The sequence below is a fragment of the Acetobacter aceti NBRC 14818 genome, from assembly GCF_000193495.2.
GTDB lineage: Bacteria > Pseudomonadota > Alphaproteobacteria > Acetobacterales > Acetobacteraceae > Acetobacter > Acetobacter aceti.
The window spans coordinates 2,042,334-2,059,646 of sequence record NZ_AP023410.1 but is presented as its reverse complement, the minus strand read 5'-3'; the positions used below and the strand labels follow the sequence as shown (position 1 = coordinate 2,059,646).

The 17,313-nt window shown below is 62.1% G+C and carries 14 protein-coding genes; 1 reads left to right on the top strand and 13 read right to left on the bottom strand.

Annotation, left to right across the window (positions count from 1 at the left end; translation table 11 throughout):
- The first annotated feature begins 129 nt into the window (after window positions 1–129).
- Window positions 130–1,056, top strand: a complete 927-nt coding sequence (locus EMQ_RS09395; protein ID WP_010667186.1) for a LysR family transcriptional regulator — start codon at window positions 130–132, stop codon at window positions 1,054–1,056.
- Here the strand turns inward: EMQ_RS09395 and EMQ_RS09390 are convergent.
- The 13 genes from EMQ_RS09390 to EMQ_RS09330 all read right to left on the bottom strand — a co-directional run bounded on the left by EMQ_RS09390 (window position 1,019) and on the right by EMQ_RS09330 (window position 17,312).
- Entirely contained in the window at window positions 1,019–1,279 is a 261-nt protein-coding gene (locus EMQ_RS09390; RefSeq protein ID WP_010667185.1) for a DUF2274 domain-containing protein, read from the bottom strand. The two genes, EMQ_RS09395 and EMQ_RS09390, sit on opposite strands and share 38 nt — an antisense overlap.
- Complete coding sequence (locus EMQ_RS09385; RefSeq protein ID WP_010667184.1) at window positions 1,276–2,478, bottom strand: TrbI/VirB10 family protein; 1,203 nt, start codon at window positions 2,476–2,478, stop codon at window positions 1,276–1,278. Before EMQ_RS09385 ends, EMQ_RS09390 begins: the two co-directional genes overlap by 4 nt.
- On the bottom strand, window positions 2,475–3,476 hold the full coding sequence (gene trbG / locus EMQ_RS09380; RefSeq protein ID WP_018308105.1) for a P-type conjugative transfer protein TrbG: 1,002 nt from the start codon (window positions 3,474–3,476) through the stop codon (window positions 2,475–2,477). Before trbG ends, EMQ_RS09385 begins: the two co-directional genes overlap by 4 nt.
- A complete protein-coding gene (trbF, locus tag EMQ_RS09375) occupies window positions 3,473–4,156 on the bottom strand; it encodes a conjugal transfer protein TrbF (RefSeq protein ID WP_018308106.1) in 684 nt (227 codons plus the stop codon). Before trbF ends, trbG begins: the two co-directional genes overlap by 4 nt.
- Window positions 4,156–5,595 carry a P-type conjugative transfer protein TrbL gene (gene trbL, locus EMQ_RS09370; protein WP_018308107.1) on the bottom strand — a complete coding sequence of 480 codons (1,440 nt, stop codon included), beginning with the start codon at window positions 5,593–5,595 and terminating at the stop codon, window positions 4,156–4,158. Before trbL ends, trbF begins: the two co-directional genes overlap by 1 nt.
- Before the next feature lie 3 nt (window positions 5,596–5,598).
- The gene (gene trbJ / locus EMQ_RS09365) at window positions 5,599–6,369 is read right to left on the bottom strand and encodes a P-type conjugative transfer protein TrbJ (protein WP_010667262.1); all 771 of its coding nucleotides are present in this window, start codon (window positions 6,367–6,369) and stop codon (window positions 5,599–5,601) included.
- Entirely contained in the window at window positions 6,366–8,798 is a 2,433-nt protein-coding gene (gene trbE / locus EMQ_RS09360) for a conjugal transfer protein TrbE (RefSeq protein ID WP_010667263.1), read from the bottom strand. Before trbE ends, trbJ begins: the two co-directional genes overlap by 4 nt.
- Window positions 8,799–8,811: 13 nt before the next feature.
- Complete coding sequence (locus tag EMQ_RS09355) at window positions 8,812–9,087, bottom strand: VirB3 family type IV secretion system protein (protein ID WP_010667264.1); 276 nt, start codon at window positions 9,085–9,087, stop codon at window positions 8,812–8,814.
- A complete protein-coding gene (locus tag EMQ_RS09350; protein ID WP_018308108.1) occupies window positions 9,087–9,419 on the bottom strand; it encodes a TrbC/VirB2 family protein in 333 nt (110 codons plus the stop codon). The genes EMQ_RS09355 and EMQ_RS09350 overlap by 1 nt, the downstream gene beginning before the upstream one ends.
- Before the next feature lie 2 nt (window positions 9,420–9,421).
- On the bottom strand, window positions 9,422–10,345 hold the full coding sequence (gene trbB, locus EMQ_RS09345) for a P-type conjugative transfer ATPase TrbB (RefSeq protein ID WP_018308109.1): 924 nt from the start codon (window positions 10,343–10,345) through the stop codon (window positions 9,422–9,424).
- Window positions 10,346–10,539: 194 nt separating this feature from the next.
- On the bottom strand, window positions 10,540–10,986 hold the full coding sequence (locus EMQ_RS09340) for a hypothetical protein (protein ID WP_026200111.1): 447 nt from the start codon (window positions 10,984–10,986) through the stop codon (window positions 10,540–10,542).
- 7 nt (window positions 10,987–10,993) lie between these two features.
- Window positions 10,994–12,985: a conjugal transfer protein TraG gene (locus tag EMQ_RS09335; protein WP_010666656.1), complete on the bottom strand. Its 1,992-nt coding sequence runs from the start codon at window positions 12,983–12,985 to the stop codon at window positions 10,994–10,996.
- Between the two features lie 1,270 nt (window positions 12,986–14,255).
- Window positions 14,256–17,312 carry an efflux RND transporter permease subunit gene (locus EMQ_RS09330; RefSeq protein ID WP_018308110.1) on the bottom strand — a complete coding sequence of 1,019 codons (3,057 nt, stop codon included), beginning with the start codon at window positions 17,310–17,312 and terminating at the stop codon, window positions 14,256–14,258.
- Window position 17,313 lies beyond the last annotated feature (1 nt).

The following is a 17,313-nucleotide window of genomic DNA, read 5'->3' as shown; positions in this document are numbered from 1 at the left end:
TTCATGGCGAAGCCAGACAGTAATTCCATAATATATTGTGAACGAAATATGATTGCAGACTTGAAAGCACGATGACTGGATTTTGGCACGTCATGCCGAAGGTCTTCAAAAAATCGGGATAGACAGAAAATGTCGGTTCGGCGACCACCTCTCGATCTGCGGGAATTGCTGTTCGTGCGTGTCATCGCGAGGGAGGGAAGTATCCACGGAGCCGCACGGGCGTTGGGAGGCAAACAATCTGCCGTAAGCCGGTCTTTGCGATTACTGGAAGAGCGACTTGGCGTCTCCCTCTTTCGACGCACGTCGAGCGGTGCCAGACTGACCCCGGCGGGAGTTGCCTTTCTGCGAGAGGCTGAGAAGCTGCTCGATGGAACTGTCGGACTGTACGAGCGCACGCGGCGTTGGAGCCGGGGCGAGACCGGCGTCATCTCCGTGGGCGTCCAGGGCAGCATCCCACCCGGCCGGATCTCGGCGATACTGGAGTCGTACAGCCGTGCGCAACCCGGTATCTCCTTCATTTATCGGGATAATGCGAAAAAAGAACTGCTCCAGGCCCTGGAACAGGAAGAGATCGACCTCGCGATAATGACGCTGCCCTTGCCCGGCAGCATGGCGGCCACGATCCCGCTCTGGAGCGATCGTGTCGTTGCGATCATGCCGGTCGAACATCCGATCGCACAGGTCGGAACCGCGTCATGGGCCGAGTTGCACGACGGAATCTTTCTGATCGGGAAGGATGATACCGGCGACGAACTGCTCGCGCTCCTGATGCGCAAGATGCGGCAGGCGGGATTTGTTCCTGTGACACGTCAGGAGGCGGTCAGAAGCCTGCGGGTCGTCGCATTGGCAGCAAATGGAAGTGGCATTGCCCTATTGCCGGATGCCTGGCTGGGCTTTCTGCCCGCTGCCATCCGGGAGCGGATCGCTGTAGTGGAAGTCATCGACGGGGACGGGTTTTCCCACTTCGCGTATGGCGCGGCCTGGCACCGTGAGCGCTGCCCACCGGCCGCGAGAACAGTCATTCGTTTTCTGGAGCAGCAGGCGGCTGCGTTTTAACGGCTGCCCGCCGTGGCCCCTGCCGGAGCTTTCGGAACGCGCGGTCGGATGTGATAAAGCCACGGATCATGTGCGGCACGAGACGGGCAGGCTCGACGGGCTGGCCGTTCTGGCTGACCAGGGCAGCATAAGTGACGAGATCGCGATGAAGGTCCGCAGGCAGGTCCACGGTGACGCGGACCGGCTTTTCGTCGGGAATTTCGGTGATGCGCAGCTTCGTCATGGAGCCGGTTCCTTTGGGTGCCAGGGGTTCAAGATCAGGTCGCGATTCAGGATAAGCATGAACGGCAGGCCCGGCCGGTCTGTCAGCGTCGGCTGAATATTCAGGCTGCGATCAATCAGCCGGTTGCCGACCATGGAAAACCCGTTGCTCGCGCCGGAGCGGATGGCCTGCATCAGGTTGTTCTCGTTCCATGACGTGCCCGCTTCGGAGCCCACGCTGAGGAGGGTCGTGACGAGCGCCGCCCTGAAGAGCTGGCCCCAATGATTGTTCACCTCGTCGGACAGGCCGGACTGGCCGATGGCGTCGCCGCCGGGCAGCTTTTCCAGGACGAGGCTTTCGCCGTTCGGATAGATCAGCCGGGTCCAGATGATCTGGGTGCGCTGCTGCCCGAAGGAAATGCCGCTGTTATAGGCCCCGAACAGGGTGCTTCCCTGCGGGATAAGCAAGGACCGTCCGGTCGGGCTGTCATAGACGTTCTGGGTGACATGCCCTACGATCTGTCCGGGCAGATCGGAACTGATCTTCGTATTGAGTGCGCCGGCAATGACGGTCCCAGCCTGGAGGATATAAGGCGAGGCGGGAGATACGATCCGATCCGGGCTGACGGTCATGCGGTCCGGCTGACCCGCCAGGAAGGCGCGATTGCCGGTCTGCTGGTCGGGGCCGGTCGGTGATGCCTGTGCTCCGGGAGCGGTGGCCATGACCGGAATCGTCTGCGCAGTCTGGCCGTCCCGCGCCTCGATCTGGGCGAAGAGCCTGCTGGTGCGGGCCGCCTCGATTTCCTGATCGCCACGGCGGTCTCCCATGCCCGAGACCGGTCCCGCGCGACCGTTCCGCTGTGCGTCGAGGATCGGCTTGCCGAGATCGCCGGGCAAAGGCGGCCCGAGTTTTGGAGTGGCGGTATAATCACTGGGGAGAGCGGCCAGCCCGTCGGCCGAAGGACGGGTGTCGGTGTCCTGTGCCCCCTGGACCGACCCCTTCTGTGTACCATTTTGCAGCGCGTAGCCCAGCGCAAGACCGATCGCGAGCATCCCCGCACCACCCAGCGTCCAGATGACGGGGCGCGAGAGCCGGACCACCGGCGGACGCTGCACGCGCAGCCGCAAATCGGGAGAGGGCGGCGGGGATGATGGTCCTGTTCCGCTTCCGCTTGTGGTGGCTCCCGTATTCCCTTCCGGGCGCTCTTCCGCGCCGCTCATGACTTCCTGCCATCCGTGCGGACGATCCGTACTCGCTGCTCGGAATGTTTATCCCCAAGCCGCAATTCGGCCGCCGCAAACAGGCGATCGACGATCATCCAGTTCTGCCTCACCCGGTAGTTCACCAGTTCCGGGCCGCCATCGGCCCCCAGCACGAACAGCGGCGGCAGTTCGCCCTGCCCGATACCGGACGGAAACGCGAGATAGACTTTGTGGCCATCGTCGAACGCCCGGCTGGGCAGCCAGGGCGGTGTTCCGCCTTTCACACTCTCGATCGCGTATCGGAAATTCAGCGCGTCGAGATTCAGCCCCGCATCCACGGGCGCCGCTTCGTCGGCGTTACTGTCCTGCCGATGCAGGGCAATCAGCTCATCCTCGGGATAGTCCCAGGAGACGGACGCCATATAGGTCGCGGGTGTCGCCCGCAGTTCGGCAAGGTAGGTCCGCCGGTCGGTATTGACGATCAGATTGGTGGTCAGGTCCGGTCGCGTCGGCTTGACCAGGATATGCACCCTTCTGGTCGTACCCGCGCCACTGGTGGTATCGCCGACAATCCAGCGCACGGTGTCCCCCACCGCGACCGGGCCAGTACCGACCAGCTTCTCGCCCTGCTGGAGCATGATGTCGGTGATCTCGCCGGGCGCGGCATAGACCTGATAGAGCGCGCCCGCGCTGTAGGGATAGACCTGCACCGCATTCACATAACCGGCCCGCGTCGGCTGGATGCGGGCGGCAAGATTGGCCTGGGTCACGCGCACGGTAGGGTCAGCCGCCTCGGGCACGACATGGGCACGCCGCAAGGGTGGAAGCGGCTTGAGTTGACCCGGCAGGGGAAGCAGCCGCGGGACTTCCACCACCCGCACAGGCTTCGGCGGATCAGGCAGGAGCATGGCCTGGGCCGCGTCGTCATATCGTATGACGGGTGGATGGTACTGTTGCGCGCAACCCGCCAGGGGCAGGGTCAGCAACGGCAAAGCACGAAGAGCACGACGGATCATTGGCCAAGCTCCTTCGACCAGTTAATGGCGGAGACGTAGATTCCGAGCGGGTTTTTCCGCAGATGATCCGCGTCGCGCGGGGTGCGCAGAACAACCGAGACGATGGCGGTCCAGCGTTCGGTGCCGGTGAACGCGCCGTCACGGTAATGGCGCTCCGTCCAGGCCACCCGGAAACTTCCGGGAGAGGCCCGGATCACCGAGGCGATGTCCACCTCGACCTGCTCGTGCCCGATCCGCGAAAACGGATCATTCAGGCGGGCATAATCATTGAGGGCCACAGCGCCGGACGTGGTGGTGAAATCATAGGCGCGCAGCCAGTTCTGCCGGACAACCACGGCATCCGAAGACAGGGACCGCACGTCATGGACGAACTGCGCCAGATACCAGGCGATCTGCGGATCGGCGGGCATGTAGCCGGACGTGGCCGGGGCAACGACCTGCGCCTGCCCCAGCCGGTCCACCTGCACGACCCACGGCGTGATGGTGCCGCGCGCGGACTGCCAGACCAGCCCGCCCCCGAGACCGGCGGACAGGAACAGGGAGCCAAAGGCCATGAGACGCCAGTTGCGGGCTTGCACGCGGGCCGAGCCGATGCGCTCATCCCAGATCTGCGCTGCCTTCTGGTATGGGGTGACGGGCTCGGGCGTGGTCCCGTAGCGTGTTGTGGAGCGACGGAACATCATTCTTTCTCCGAGAGATCGATGGACGTGGACCCGCCCCCGCCATCGGCGGAGCGGATGATATGGGCGGCCTCGGCGGCATGGGTGGCGGCGTTGCGGCGCTTCATGTTCCGCGCCCAGCGGGGCGGCTTGCCGTCGGAGCCGTCGCCGCTATCGGGGTCGCCTCCCGAGGGGCCGCCACCAGGGTTACCGCTACCGGCAGGCCCGGTACCGGGATCACCTCCGCCGCCGGACGGGCCTGAAGACCCACCGTCACCCGATGGCCTATCGCCTTCTCCGGCGCCGCCCATCGCACCGGCGGCCCAGCGTCCGCCAGCAGAGTAGCTTTCCTTCAACGAGGATGTTGCCGCGCCGACCTTGCTCTTCACGGCGTTCATCGCAGCACCCCCAGCGGCGCGACCGACATTGCCAGCCGCCGATGCCATGCCCGCCGCACCAGTCTGTCCGGCCGCCCCCATGGAGTAGGCTGTCGTGGCGGCACCTGCGACGGCAGCCCCTCCGCGCGCTGCCGCTGCCGTCGCACCGAGGGCCGCCGCTCCGCCAGACGCCACGGCGGCGGGCGCGGCAACAGCCGCAGCCCCCATCGCGCCCACCGCCATCGCGGTTCCCGCTGCTGCCCCGGCACCAAGCTGCGGGGCACCGGAAATCAGCCCATTGGCGAGCGAGCCGCCGAAAATGGCGAGACCCACGATGCAGAGTGACGCCAGCACGACGGACAGCGCCTGGCCGATGGTGGGCGCACTATCACCGTAGGACGTCGTGAACTGCCTGAAGAGCACGGAAGCTATGGCGGAAATAACCGCCAGCACCATGATCTTCACGCCGGACGACACGACATTGCCCAGTACCTTCTCGGCGAGGAACGCCGTGCGGTTGAACAGGGCAAACGGGATCAGCACGAAGCCCGCGAGTGAGGTCAGCTTGAACTCGACGATCGCCACGAAGAGCTGCACCGCGAGGATGAAGAAGGCCGCCAGCACGATGAACCAGCACAGGAGCAGGACGAGGATCTGCACGATGCTGGCCAGCGCACCGAAGGAAAACGCCAGTTTACTCGCCGCATCCAGCAGCGGCTGCGCGGCATCGAGCCCGGTCGCCGCCAGTCGGCCGGGATGCATGAAATCCCCAAGCGCCAGCGTGCCGCCCCCGGCTTTGAGCCCGAGGGCCGCGAAACTGTTGAAAACGATCCCCGACAGGCCGCTGAAATGGTCAATGACGAAGGCAAAGAAGCCGATATACAGCGTCCTCTTCACCAGACGCTGGATGATGTCCTCATCGGCGGCCCAAGCCCAGAACAGGCCGGCCAGCACGATGTCCAGCACCGAGAGCGAGCCGGCCAGCGACACCACACTTCCCTTCACCAGACCGAAACCGCTGTCGATCGTAGTCTCGAAGGTATTCAGGAAACCGTCGATGATGCCGACATTGTCGCTCGCCATTGCTCAATATCCAGAACTTGGGATGGCGACGGCCTGGGGAACATAGGCGTCATACTGCGAAAAATGCTGATATTGGGCTTCCGCCCCTGCCTCGTTCGCCGCCTGTCGCGCCCGTTCGAGGTCCGCAGCCCGGCCATTGGCGGCCAGTTCCGCCTGGATGTCGAACAGTTGCCGGGATTGCAGGGCCATAAGCTGGTTGCCGGCCTGCGCGGCCTGCAACGCCCCGGTTGACGTCTGGCTGGCCGAAACCAGTTGCGTCATGGCCGAACTGTCGCTCGGGATGTTTCCTACCACCCGCGCCTGAAGCTTCAGGGCGTCCTCGAACCCACCCACAGAATTCTGCCAGCGTGTCTGTGCCTGGCTGAACAGGGCACCGTCGGACATGCCAGAGGACACGGACGTGTACGCCTGCTGGTACTGCTGCTCGACGGACTGGACGCTGTAGGCAATATTCTGCGCCTGCGCGAGCAACGCTGTGGTTTGGGAAATCGTCGATTGCAGCGTCGACAGTGTCGAAAGTGGTAGGCTCGCCAGATTGCGACCTTGGTTGACCAGCATCTGCGCCTGATTGGCCAGTGACGTGATCTGGTTGTCGATCTGCTGGAGCGTGCGGGCCGCGATCAGCACGTTCTGGACGTGGTTGGCGCCGTCATAGACCGCCCATTGGGCATGGGCTGACACGACTGGCATGACAAAAGCCAGAGCAGCGCCGAAGACCACGGCACATCCGGGGCGGAAATCTTTTGCCCGAATACGGAAAGGTTCTTCCGTCATGGCATCGCTCCTTCCCGAAGAAGATCGGCCGCCCACATGACGCCACGCGCCTCGAACCAGGCTGGGAGAAAGCCGGCCCGCCCATGTTCCACCAGCATCGCGTCGATCAGCCGGTGGTCGTCCTTGCCGGAGGCGGCGCACAGGGCGAGTGCCACCGGCCCGAGCCCCAGTTCGAAGAGGCGATTTCCCCGCTGGGTCTGGCAGTAATATTCCCGCTTCGACGCCGCGCGGGCGATAATGGCGATCTGTCGGTCGTTCAGCCCAAAATCGCGGTAGATGGCCGCGATCTGCGGCTCAATGGCCCGTTCATTGGGCAGGAAGATCCGCGTCGGGCAACTTTCCACCACAGCCGGGGCAATGCGGGAATTGGCGATGTCCGACAGGGACTGGGTGGCGAAAATCACCGACGCATTCTTCTTGCGCAGGGTTTTCAGCCACTCCCGAAGCTGGCCAGCAAAGTCCCCGTCATCCAGAACCAGCCAGCCCTCATCAATGACCAGCAGGGTCGGACGGCCATCCAGCCGTCCTTCGATCCGATGAAACAGGTAGGACAACACGGACGATGCCGCCCCGGACCCGATCAGCCCTTCCGTTTCAAACACCACGACATCGGCGTCACCCAGCCGCTCGGTGTCCGCATCCAGCAGGCGGCCATAGGGACCACCCAGGCAATATGCCGCCATTGCCTGCTTCAGGGCGTTGGACTGGAGAAGTGCTACCATACCTGACAGGGTCCGCTCCTGAACGGGCGACGACGCCAGGGAGTTCAGCGCCGACCAGAGGTGAGACTTCACCTCGGGGGTCAGCGTTACCCCTTCACCGACAAGGATCTGCCCCAGCCATTCCGTGGCCCATTTGCGCTCGTCGGGATCGTCAATCCTTGCCAGCGGCTGAAGGGAGACGGCGGAATGCCCATCGCCCTCGTCCGTCAGCCCGCCTCCAAGATCGTGCCAGTCCCCGTCCATCGCCATCGTCGCCGCACGCATGGACCCGCCGAAATCGAAGGCGAAAATCTGCGATCCCGCATAACGCCGAAACTGGAGCGCCATCAGCGCCAGCAGCACGGATTTGCCCGCCCCTGTTGGTCCTGCGATCAGCGTGTGGCCAACATCGCCGACATGAAGGCTGAACCGGAATGGTGTGGCGCCCGCCGTCCTGCCGTAGAACAGCGGTGCTGCCTTGAAATGCCCGTCCTGCTCCGGCCCTGCCCAGACGGCCGACAGCGGAATCATATGCGCCAGATTCAGCGTCGAGACCGGGGGCTGACGAACATTGGCGTAGACATGGCCGGGCAGCGAACCCAGCCATGCCTCCACCGCGTTGAGGCTTTCCGTCATGCAGGTGAAATCGCGGCCCTGGATGATCTTCTCAACCAGCCGAAGCTTTTCGGCCGCGATGGAGGCGGAACCGTCCCAGACCGTGATGGTCGCGGTAAGATACGCCTGTCCGACATCGTCGGCACCGAGGGACTGCAAGGCCAAGTCAGCATCGGCAGCCTTATTGGCAGCGTCGTTGTCCACGAGAACGGATGCCTCGTTGGTCATCACCTCCCGGACAATGGCTGCGATGCTCTTACGCTTTGCAAACCACTGCCGGCGGATCTTCGTCAGCACCTTGGTGGCGTCGGTCTTGTCGAGCAGGATGGCACGGGTTGACCAGCGATAGGGCATCGCCAGCCGGTTCAGGTCATCCAGGATTCCGGGAAAGGTCCGCGACGGGAAACCGGTGATCGTCAGCGTTTTCAGGAAGGCATCGCCGAGTTTCGGCTCCAACCCGCCCGAAAGCGGCTGATCGACCAGCAGCGCGTCAAGATGCATCGGGATTTCCGGCACCCGGACACGCTGGTTCCGCGTCGAAATGGTCGAATGTAAATAGGTCAGCGTTTCACCGTCATTGAGCCAGGTGGCCTCGGGCATGAAACCGTCCAGCAACGCCAGCATCCGGTCGGAGCGATCCACGAACGCATGGAGTATGCCGTGTGGGTCCGGCCCTTCGCGCTCCCTGCCCTCGAACAGGAACCGGGCAGCCCGGTCGGACGATTCCGCCGGTGGCAGCCAGACCAGGGTCAGGAAATACCGGCTCTCGAAATGCGCGCCCTCATCCTCGAACTGCTCACGCCGTTCCAGATCGACCATGTGCGAGGCGGCATCCGGGAAATCGCTCTCGGGATAGAGTGTGGCCGGGACGCGCTGCGCCTCGACGAACACCGCCCATCCGGAGCCCAGACGGCGGAGATTACTGTTGAGCCGTGCGGTGACACCGACCAGTTCGGCAGGCGTGGCGCTATCCATATCGGGACCACGGATGCGCGCCGTGCGCTGGAAGCTGCCGTCCTTGTTCAGGACGACGCCTTTCTCCACGAGCGCGGCCCATGGGAGAAAATCCGACAGGAGGGCGGCGCGATTGCGATATTCGCCAAGGGACATCATCGCCCTGCCCTCCCTACGCCCGCAGCCAGGCGGGGTAACGGAGATGTCGCCGCCCGACCTCGATGAACAGCGGATCACGCTTCGCCCCCCAGACCGCGAGCCCGTGGCCCACGATCCAGAATGCGGCTCCGATCAGCCAGAGCCGCAGGCCCAGCGCGATCGCGGCGGCCAGCGTGCCATTGGCGATGGCGACGGCACGGGGCGCACCACCCAGCAGGATGGGATCGGTCAGCGAGCGATGCACCGGGACATGGAACCCCGGCAACGCGTCATCGTCATATCCCGCCATCAGATCAGTGCTCCGCCGGAGAACGAGAAGAACGACAGGAAGAACGAGCTGGCGGCGAAAGCGATGGACAGGCCGAAGACGATCTGGATCAGGCGGCGGAACCCACCCGATGTTTCCCCGAACGCCAGGGTCAGACCCGTGACCGTGATGATGATCACCGAGATGATCTTGGCGACCGGTCCCTGCACGGATTCCAGAATCTGGTTGAGCGGCTCCTCCCACGGCATGTCGGAGCCCGACGCCAGGGCCGAGGAGCACCATGCGATGGACAGCAGCAGCATGGTGGAGAGGACAGGCGCGTGCCGACGCACACGGAACAGCGTGAGGTTCATTTCTAATCTCCATCGGTATCGATTGAATGAATGCGATAGGCACCAGTGCCGGGATCAATCCCGTCCACGGTGGCGAGTTCGGACAGGCGACGGGCCGTCCCGCGTCCAGACAGGACAGCGATCACGTCAATGGTTTCCGCGATCATGGCGCGTGGCACCGTGACCACCGCTTCCTGGATCAGTTGTTCCAGACGATACAGGGCAGCCAGCACCGATCCGGCGTGCAGCGTGCCGATACCGCCCGGATGGCCAGTACCCCATGCCTTGACCAGATCAAGGGCCTCGGCCCCACGTACCTCACCGATGGGGATACGGTCGGGACGCAGGCGGAGACCGGACCGGACGAGATCCGACAGGGTGATGACGCCCTCACGGGTGCGCAGGGCGATGAGATTGGGCGCCGTGCATTGCAGTTCGCGCGTGTCCTCGATCAGCACGATGCGATCGCCGGTTTTCGCAACCTCGGCCAGGAGGGCATTGACCAGCGTGGTCTTGCCCGTCGATGTGCCGCCCGCGACCAGAATGTTCCTCCGTTCCGTGACAGCGCGGCGCAGGAATGCCGCCTCGTCCGTTGTCATGATCGCGGCCTCGACATAGTCGTCGAGGGTGAACACGGCGACAGCGGGCTTGCGGATCGCGAAACTTGGGGCGGTCACAACGGGCGGCAGCAATCCCTCAAACCGTTCGCCAGTCGGCAATTCCGCCGATACGCGCGGGGCTGCCTCATGCACCTCCGCCCCGACATGGTGTGCGACCAGGCGGACGATGCGCTCGGCATCGGCTGGTGCAATCACATCACCCGTATCAGCCAGCCCCTCAGACAGACGGTCGACCCACAGCCGCCCATCGGGGTTGAGCATCAGCTCGACCACAGCCGCATCGGCAAGGTGCCCGGCGATCGCAGGCCCCATCGCCGTACGCAGCATGGAAATGCTCCGTACCCTTGCCCCTTGGTTGATGGCGGAAACCGACATGATCTTCCCCGGTATAAGCCGAGCGCGATGGGCGCACGGCGACGGGGATCATTAGGAAAGGCAGGAAACGGGGCGGTTCAACAAGAATTCAGGCGTCGTAGAAACGCAGCGAGACGGAGGGCAAAAATACTTGCGGGGTGCGAAAATTACGACTCCGGATCATCCTGTGCGGCGGGGTCCGAAACGTCCTCCGGAATTTCCTGCTGGAGTCGTGGTCCCTGAGCCAGCCTGCGGCCGAGGGCCGCGACGAAATTATCGTAGCGCGCTCCGGCTTGTGCCCGCGCTGCCTTGGCGGCCGGTTCGGGAAGTGGCGGGGTCGTGGTCAGCCAAAAGCGGATGAACAGCGCCAGGGTCTCCACCGTGATGCCAATATCACGCTCCAGCCGCGCGAGGCGCCGGTCCTGCCGGTCGAGACGCTTCGATGTGGCAGCCTCGCGGCGCTCCTCGCCATCGGGCGAAAGGAAGGAGGCGACAGCGGCCTCGACGATCAGCGACATCGGCTGCGCGCGTCGCGCGGCATAGGCGGACAGAGTCTTCATCACCTCGGGATCGAGATAGACGGAGATCTGGGCCTTCTTTTTCGGCATTGCCATTGCGGCCTCACAACTCAAGCTCATCGCCACGGTCGAGCGACGCCTGCCGGGCGACACCGCGCATGAGATCATTCATCCGGTTGTTGCGGGGCGCGATGTCGTCGAATTCATCGACCGGATCGGGCGTGAACTCGTTCTCCATCGGCTCCTTTTTCTCGACAGTGCCTTCGTCCAGTTCGGGCTGATGGCGCCGGGCGGACTGCTTCGGGTCTTCTTCCTCGTCCTCCACTGTCCGCGTTTCGGCCGCCGCATCGGGTGCCGGCGGCCTGGGTGGGAGGGGGCGGCGGCTCCAGTCGTCCGGGCACCCGTCCTTCGGGGGCGTAGGCTTTGGCGGTGGCAGAATGCGTTCCTGGAAGCGCGCATCCTCGAAGTAACGGGCCTTCTTCGCACGGATCGGATACAGCCCGGAGACCATGACGATCTCGTCCGCTGGCGGGAGCTGCATGACTTCTCCCGCCGTCAGCAGCGGGCGTGCCGTCTCCGAGCGCGAAACCATCAGATGGCCCAGCCAAGGCGAAAGACGGTGGCCCGCGTAGTTCTTCATCGCCTTCATCTCGGTGGCGGTTCCGAGCGCGTCGGAGACACGTTTGGCCGTCCGTTCGTCGTTGGTGGCGAAGCTCACGCGGACATGGCAGTTGTCGAGGATCGAATTGTTCGGCCCGTAGGCCCGCTCGATCTGGTTGAGGGACTGGGCGATCAGGAAGCTCTTGATCCGGTAGCCCGCCATGAAGGCCAGCGCCGATTCAAAGAAATCCAGACGCCCGAGGGCCGGGAATTCGTCGAGCATCAGCAGCACACGCCGCCGCCGCGCCGCAGCATCAAGATCTTCTGTCAGCCTCCGGCCGATCTGGTTCAGCACCAGACGGATCAGCGGCTTGGTGCGGCTGATGTCAGACGGTGGCACGGTAAGGTAGAGCGTCACCGGGCGATCGGCGCCGACGATGTCGGCGATCCGCCATTCGCAGCGCCGCGTCACCTCCGCGACCACCGGGTCGCGATAGAGGCCGAGGAAGGACATGGCTGTGGACAACACGCCCGAGCGCTCGTTGGGGGACTTGTTCAGCAGTTCGCGCGCGGCCGAGGCCACGACGGGATGCGGGCCGGCATCGCCAAGATGCTTCGTCCGCATCATCGCTGACAGCGTGGTGGCGATCGGGCGCTTCGGGTCCGACAGGAAATTGGCGACACCGGCCAGAGTCTTGTCGGGCTCGGCATAGAGGACATGCAGGATGGCGCCGACGAGAAGGGAGTGCGAAGTCTTCTCCCAGTGGTTGCGCTTCTCCAGGCTGCCTTCCGGGTCTACGAGGATATCGGCGACGTTCTGGGCATCACGGACTTCCCACTCCCCGCGCCGAATCTCCAGCAAAGGATTATAGGCGGACGAGGCTGCGTTGGTGGGATCGAACAACACGACACGTCCGAAACGGGCGCGGAATCCCGCCGTCAGCTCCCAGTTCTCACCCTTGATGTCGTGGACGATGGCCGAACCGGGCCAGGTCAGGAGCGTGGGGATGACCATGCCGACACCCTTGCCGCTGCGCGTTGGTGCGAAGGTCAGGACGTGCTCTGGCCCGTCATGCCGCAGGTACTCTTGACGATAGCGGCCTAGTACCACGCCGTCGGGGTCAAGTAGGCCGGCCTGGGCGATCTCCTTGGCGTCAGCCCAACGGGCCGAGCCATATGTCTCGATCCGCTTCGCCTCGCGCGCGCGCCAGACCGATAGCCCGATCGCAGTGACCGCAGCCAGGATGCCGCCCGACGCGGCGATATAGGCACCCCGTGCGAAGACCTCCGGCGCATAGGCGTCATACGCATACCACCACCAGAAGAACGCGGGCGGAAAGTAGAATGGGAACCGCAGGATTACGAACCAGGGTCGCCCGAGTTCAGCCTGGAAGGCCAGCTTCCAAGCGATCCATTCGGTCGCAGTCCACATGGTCAGCAGGACGATCGCCAAGACGACGATGATCTGCCCCCAAAGAATCTTGGTGCCCGACATCGGGAGCCCTCCCTTTTAGAGGAGGAAGGAACGGCGGATTCCTGCGTTCAAGTGCTTTTAAGCGTTGTTCGCAGCCGGGCAAACCAGAGCGAAAAAATACTTGCGCTGTGCGGACAAGGTCCGCCCAGCCGATCCTGGGACACACCGGTAGCAGGCGATTCGGAGATAGGGCTGAGCTTCAAAATTACGGTGACGGCAATGACAATGAGGAATGGACGATCGGCAGCGCAGCCTGCATCGGATGGAAAATATGTTAAAAAGAATAGGAATTATTGGAAATATAGAGACATGGAATTTCTTTTTAGAAGAATGGCAGAGTATAGGAACTTCTGAATACAGTGTTGGTCAAAGCAGAGAATGCTACGACTTCATTAATCAATACTCGCTTCATCTCCAAACTTTTTGCCGAGTTGACGGATATGCATCGCGAAGGTGCAGCGCGCACGCGCGCTTACGTAAGGGTGACATGGGGATATCCCATGTGCTATCCTGAAATCAGCGTGTCGAAACGCTTTTTTGCAACTGGGCGGCCTCCTATGTCGGGTGGCCTGCCGAATAGAACACCCGGACCTACGGTCCTGCGGTGAACAGCTTTGGCTGTTCTCAGCAGGGGAATAGGCAGGAGGTGGCTACGCCCAGTGCAAAACACCTTTCGACCCGCCCGACGCCAGGCGGGTACGGGGAGTCACGCCCTCAATTCGCTTCCGTCGTCGTCATGTCGTGCGAGACGGAGAGCGGATTTGGCGATAGAAAACGATGACGAAACTTCCGATAAGTGTTCTGCGTCAGACATGGCAGACGCCTTGATCCGATCCTTCGGATGGAGTGGAGCGCGGAACAAAGCGCATACGCATGTCTTGCGATGTGTTGACGCGGGTCAGAGCGACAGCGCGCAATTCTGGATGAATGTACGAAATATCGTGGATCACCTCATGACGTTGGGGCCGCAGGACCGTGACTTAATTCACTGATCGGTCATGGAAGGTATTCGGAGATGGACATCGAGTCTGAGGACCAGATCGTCAAATTCTGGATAAAACAGCATTTTCGTGCGCGGTTTGGTAGCATTATCAATGAGCCCGTTCCTGATGCACTTCTAGGTCTTCTTCGTGAATCGAACGAGTGTACAGACTTTGAAATTCCTGATGATCGGCCGCATCCTAACCGACCGACATCCACCGCACAGGAAGGTTAGTGTGGGATGCAAACGCCATGGTTGGCGGCAACGGTGAAATGAAGTAGTCACAAAAGGCTCGTATGTCCTCTGAATTCAGCGCTTCCGAAACAGGCTAGCATAAAGGGTTGGTAGAACAAGCAAAGTGAGCAGGGTCGATGTCACAAGACCTCCAATCACAACAGTCGCAAGCGGCCGCTCGACCTCCGCGCCCATGCTTCCCGAAAACGCCATCGGGAAGAAGCCCAGACTAGCGACGCTTGCGGTCGCGATGACAGGCCGGAATCGGGCGCGTGCTGCCTCGAATGCCGCCGTTGCCGCATCAATGCCGGCTTCCTGAAGCGCGCGGATCTGACTTACAAGAACGACGCCATTGAGAATGGCCACACCAAACAGCGCAATGAAACCGATGCTGGCAGCAATACTAAACGGCAACCCACGCAAGGTCAGTGCGAAAATTCCTCCCGTCGCTGCTATAGGGAGATTGATGAATACCAGGGAGGCCGCCCTGAATGATCCTAATGCTGCAATCAGGAGCGCAAATATCAACAAGAGAGCGATGGGTAGAACCAGACCCAGACGTTGCATTGCCGATTTCAGGTTCTCGAACTGTCCGGCCCATTCAAGACGATAGCCTGACGGGAGTCTGACCTTCTCCGCAACCGCTTTTTGCGCCGCTGCGACAAAGGAACTGACGTCCCGCCCCCGGACATTGGCCTGAACAATGACGCGCCTATGAATACGGTCCCGATCAATCCGGGAAGGGCCGTCTATCACCTGTAGTTTCGCAATATCCGACAGCAAGACCCACCCTTGTCCGTCCAACCTGCGCACGGGCAGATTTCCGATCATCGAAACTGACAGGGTCGAAGTCGGATCAAGGCGGATCTGAGTTGGTATGATCGCGTTGCCCACAACAACAGGTTTTCCGATCAATCCACCGATAGCCGTGATCTGGGCAAGAGCGTCGGACACGGCCACCCCACGTCTGGCTGCGGCATCCCGATTGATGTCGATATGCATGAAGGGCACTGTTCCGTCGCCCTGTGGGGCAACATCCGCAGCCCCCGGAACCGCCGCCACGGCTGAGGTCACTTCATCGGCCAGTTTCGCCAGTTCCTCCAAGTCATCGCCATAAACGGAGATAGCTATTTGAGTGCGAACACCTGAGAGCAATTCATCCATTCGCATCTGGATCGGCTGTGACCATTCGTAATTGGCACTGGGGAGCTTCGCCTTGAGGGTGTCGGCCATCGCCTGAACCAACTGATCCTGGGTCCGCCCGGTCTTCCACTGCGAGAGGGGCTTCAGAATGATGAAACTGTCTGACTCGTTGGGGCCCATAGGATCTGTCGGAACAGCCGGTGTGCCAATATTTGTTACCACCGTCTGAACTTCAGGGAACGAACGGATGATTCGTTCCTGTTTCCCGATTTCATCAATGACGGTAGGCAGTGAGGCGCTCGGCCAGCGCGTGACCGTTGTCGTCAGGGAGCCTTCTTCCAGCGTCGGTACAAACTCCCCACCCAACCGCGTGGCCAGGCCAACCGAAACGAGGAACACAGAGATCGTGACGATGATCACTGTCCTGCTATGCTTTTCGCTCCAGGCCAGCATCGGCTCGTAATAGCGTCGCACAAACTGCACGAACCTCGTCTCCTGGTGAGACTTCGGATCACGCAGGAGTACTGCTGCAAGGACGGGGATGCAAATGAAGCAGTAAATCAGTGATGCCAGCAACGCCATGGCGACGGTCTGCGCCATGGGGCGGAACATCTTGCCCTCGATATCTTCCAGAGTGAGGATCGGCAGGTAGACCATAATGATCACGAAAATCGAAAATGTCACCGGCCTGACGACAGACTTCGCCGCTTCAATAGCTGTGTCCCGCATGGAACGCTTTGTGCCTTCAGCCTCCCTCAACGTCATGAAGTGCTCGACGACAACGAGAGAGCTGTCGACAATCATACCGAAATCAATTGCGCCGAGGCTCAGCAGGTTGGCCGAGACCCCGAAAACCCTCATGCCGATGAAGGCTGACAACAGCGCGGCGGGGATGGCGGAGGCAATGACCAGCGACGCGCGCCAGTCACCCAGAACCACGATAAGAACGACAAGCACCAGAGCCGCGCCGATCAGGAGATTTTCCTTGACGGTGGAAATGGTTTCTCCCGTTAGCGTCGAGCGCATATAGTAGGGGTCAAGCGTCACGCCGGCTGGCAACAACTTCTGGATACCAGGAAGTGCTTTGCGGATATTTGCAAGAACGGCATTCGAGCTTGCTCCGTCCTGCATCATTACCGCGCTCAGGACGATCTCTCCGTTTCCGTCCCGGGTCGCCGCGCCGAGGCGCGTCCGCGGACCCAGTGCGATACTCCCCACGTCCTGGACCCGGATGACATGCCCGTTCCGGCCGATTCTGACCGGGATCAGACCGAAATCATTCAGGTCGCCGACCAGGGCACGGCCAACAATCACCTGCTGCTCGGCCTGGTGGGCAATCCAGCCACCACCAGCCGAGGCGTTATTACGGTCAACTGCCTGATAGACGTCTGTCACCGTGACTCCGTAGGTACGCAGCCGAAGCGGGTCGAGCGTGACCTGAAAGGTCTGTTCCGCGCCACCATTGATATTGACCTCGGCCACGCCCGCTAGAAGTCTCAGTTCAGGCGCGACCGTCCAGTGCATGATGCGGTTGAGGTCCATGAGCGAATAGCCAGGTCCGCGGATCTGGAACTGCATGATCTCGCCCATGCCGGTCGTCCGCGGCCCCATCTGAACGCTGACACCCGGAACGGCGACACTCTCACGAGCGGCCGGCAGACGTTCGGCGACACGTGCGCGGTCCAAGTCGATGTCTGTCGCATCGTCGAATTGTAGATAGACCGCAGATACACCCGTCCTTGATACCGAGCGCAAATCAATGAGACCCGGAAGAGCAGTCAGACTGGTCTCGACCGGAAAGGTAATCAACTTTTCGACTTCCTCGGTCGCAAGCCCGGGAGCAGTAACCGTCACCATGACCTGGCGGGGTGAAATGTCGGGAACAGGCTCGACAGGAAGCCCTTCGACACAGGCCAGTCCGGTTATCGGGAGGGCAAAAATCAGACCGAAAACAAAAAAGCGTTGCTTCTGGAAGAATTCAAAGAGCATT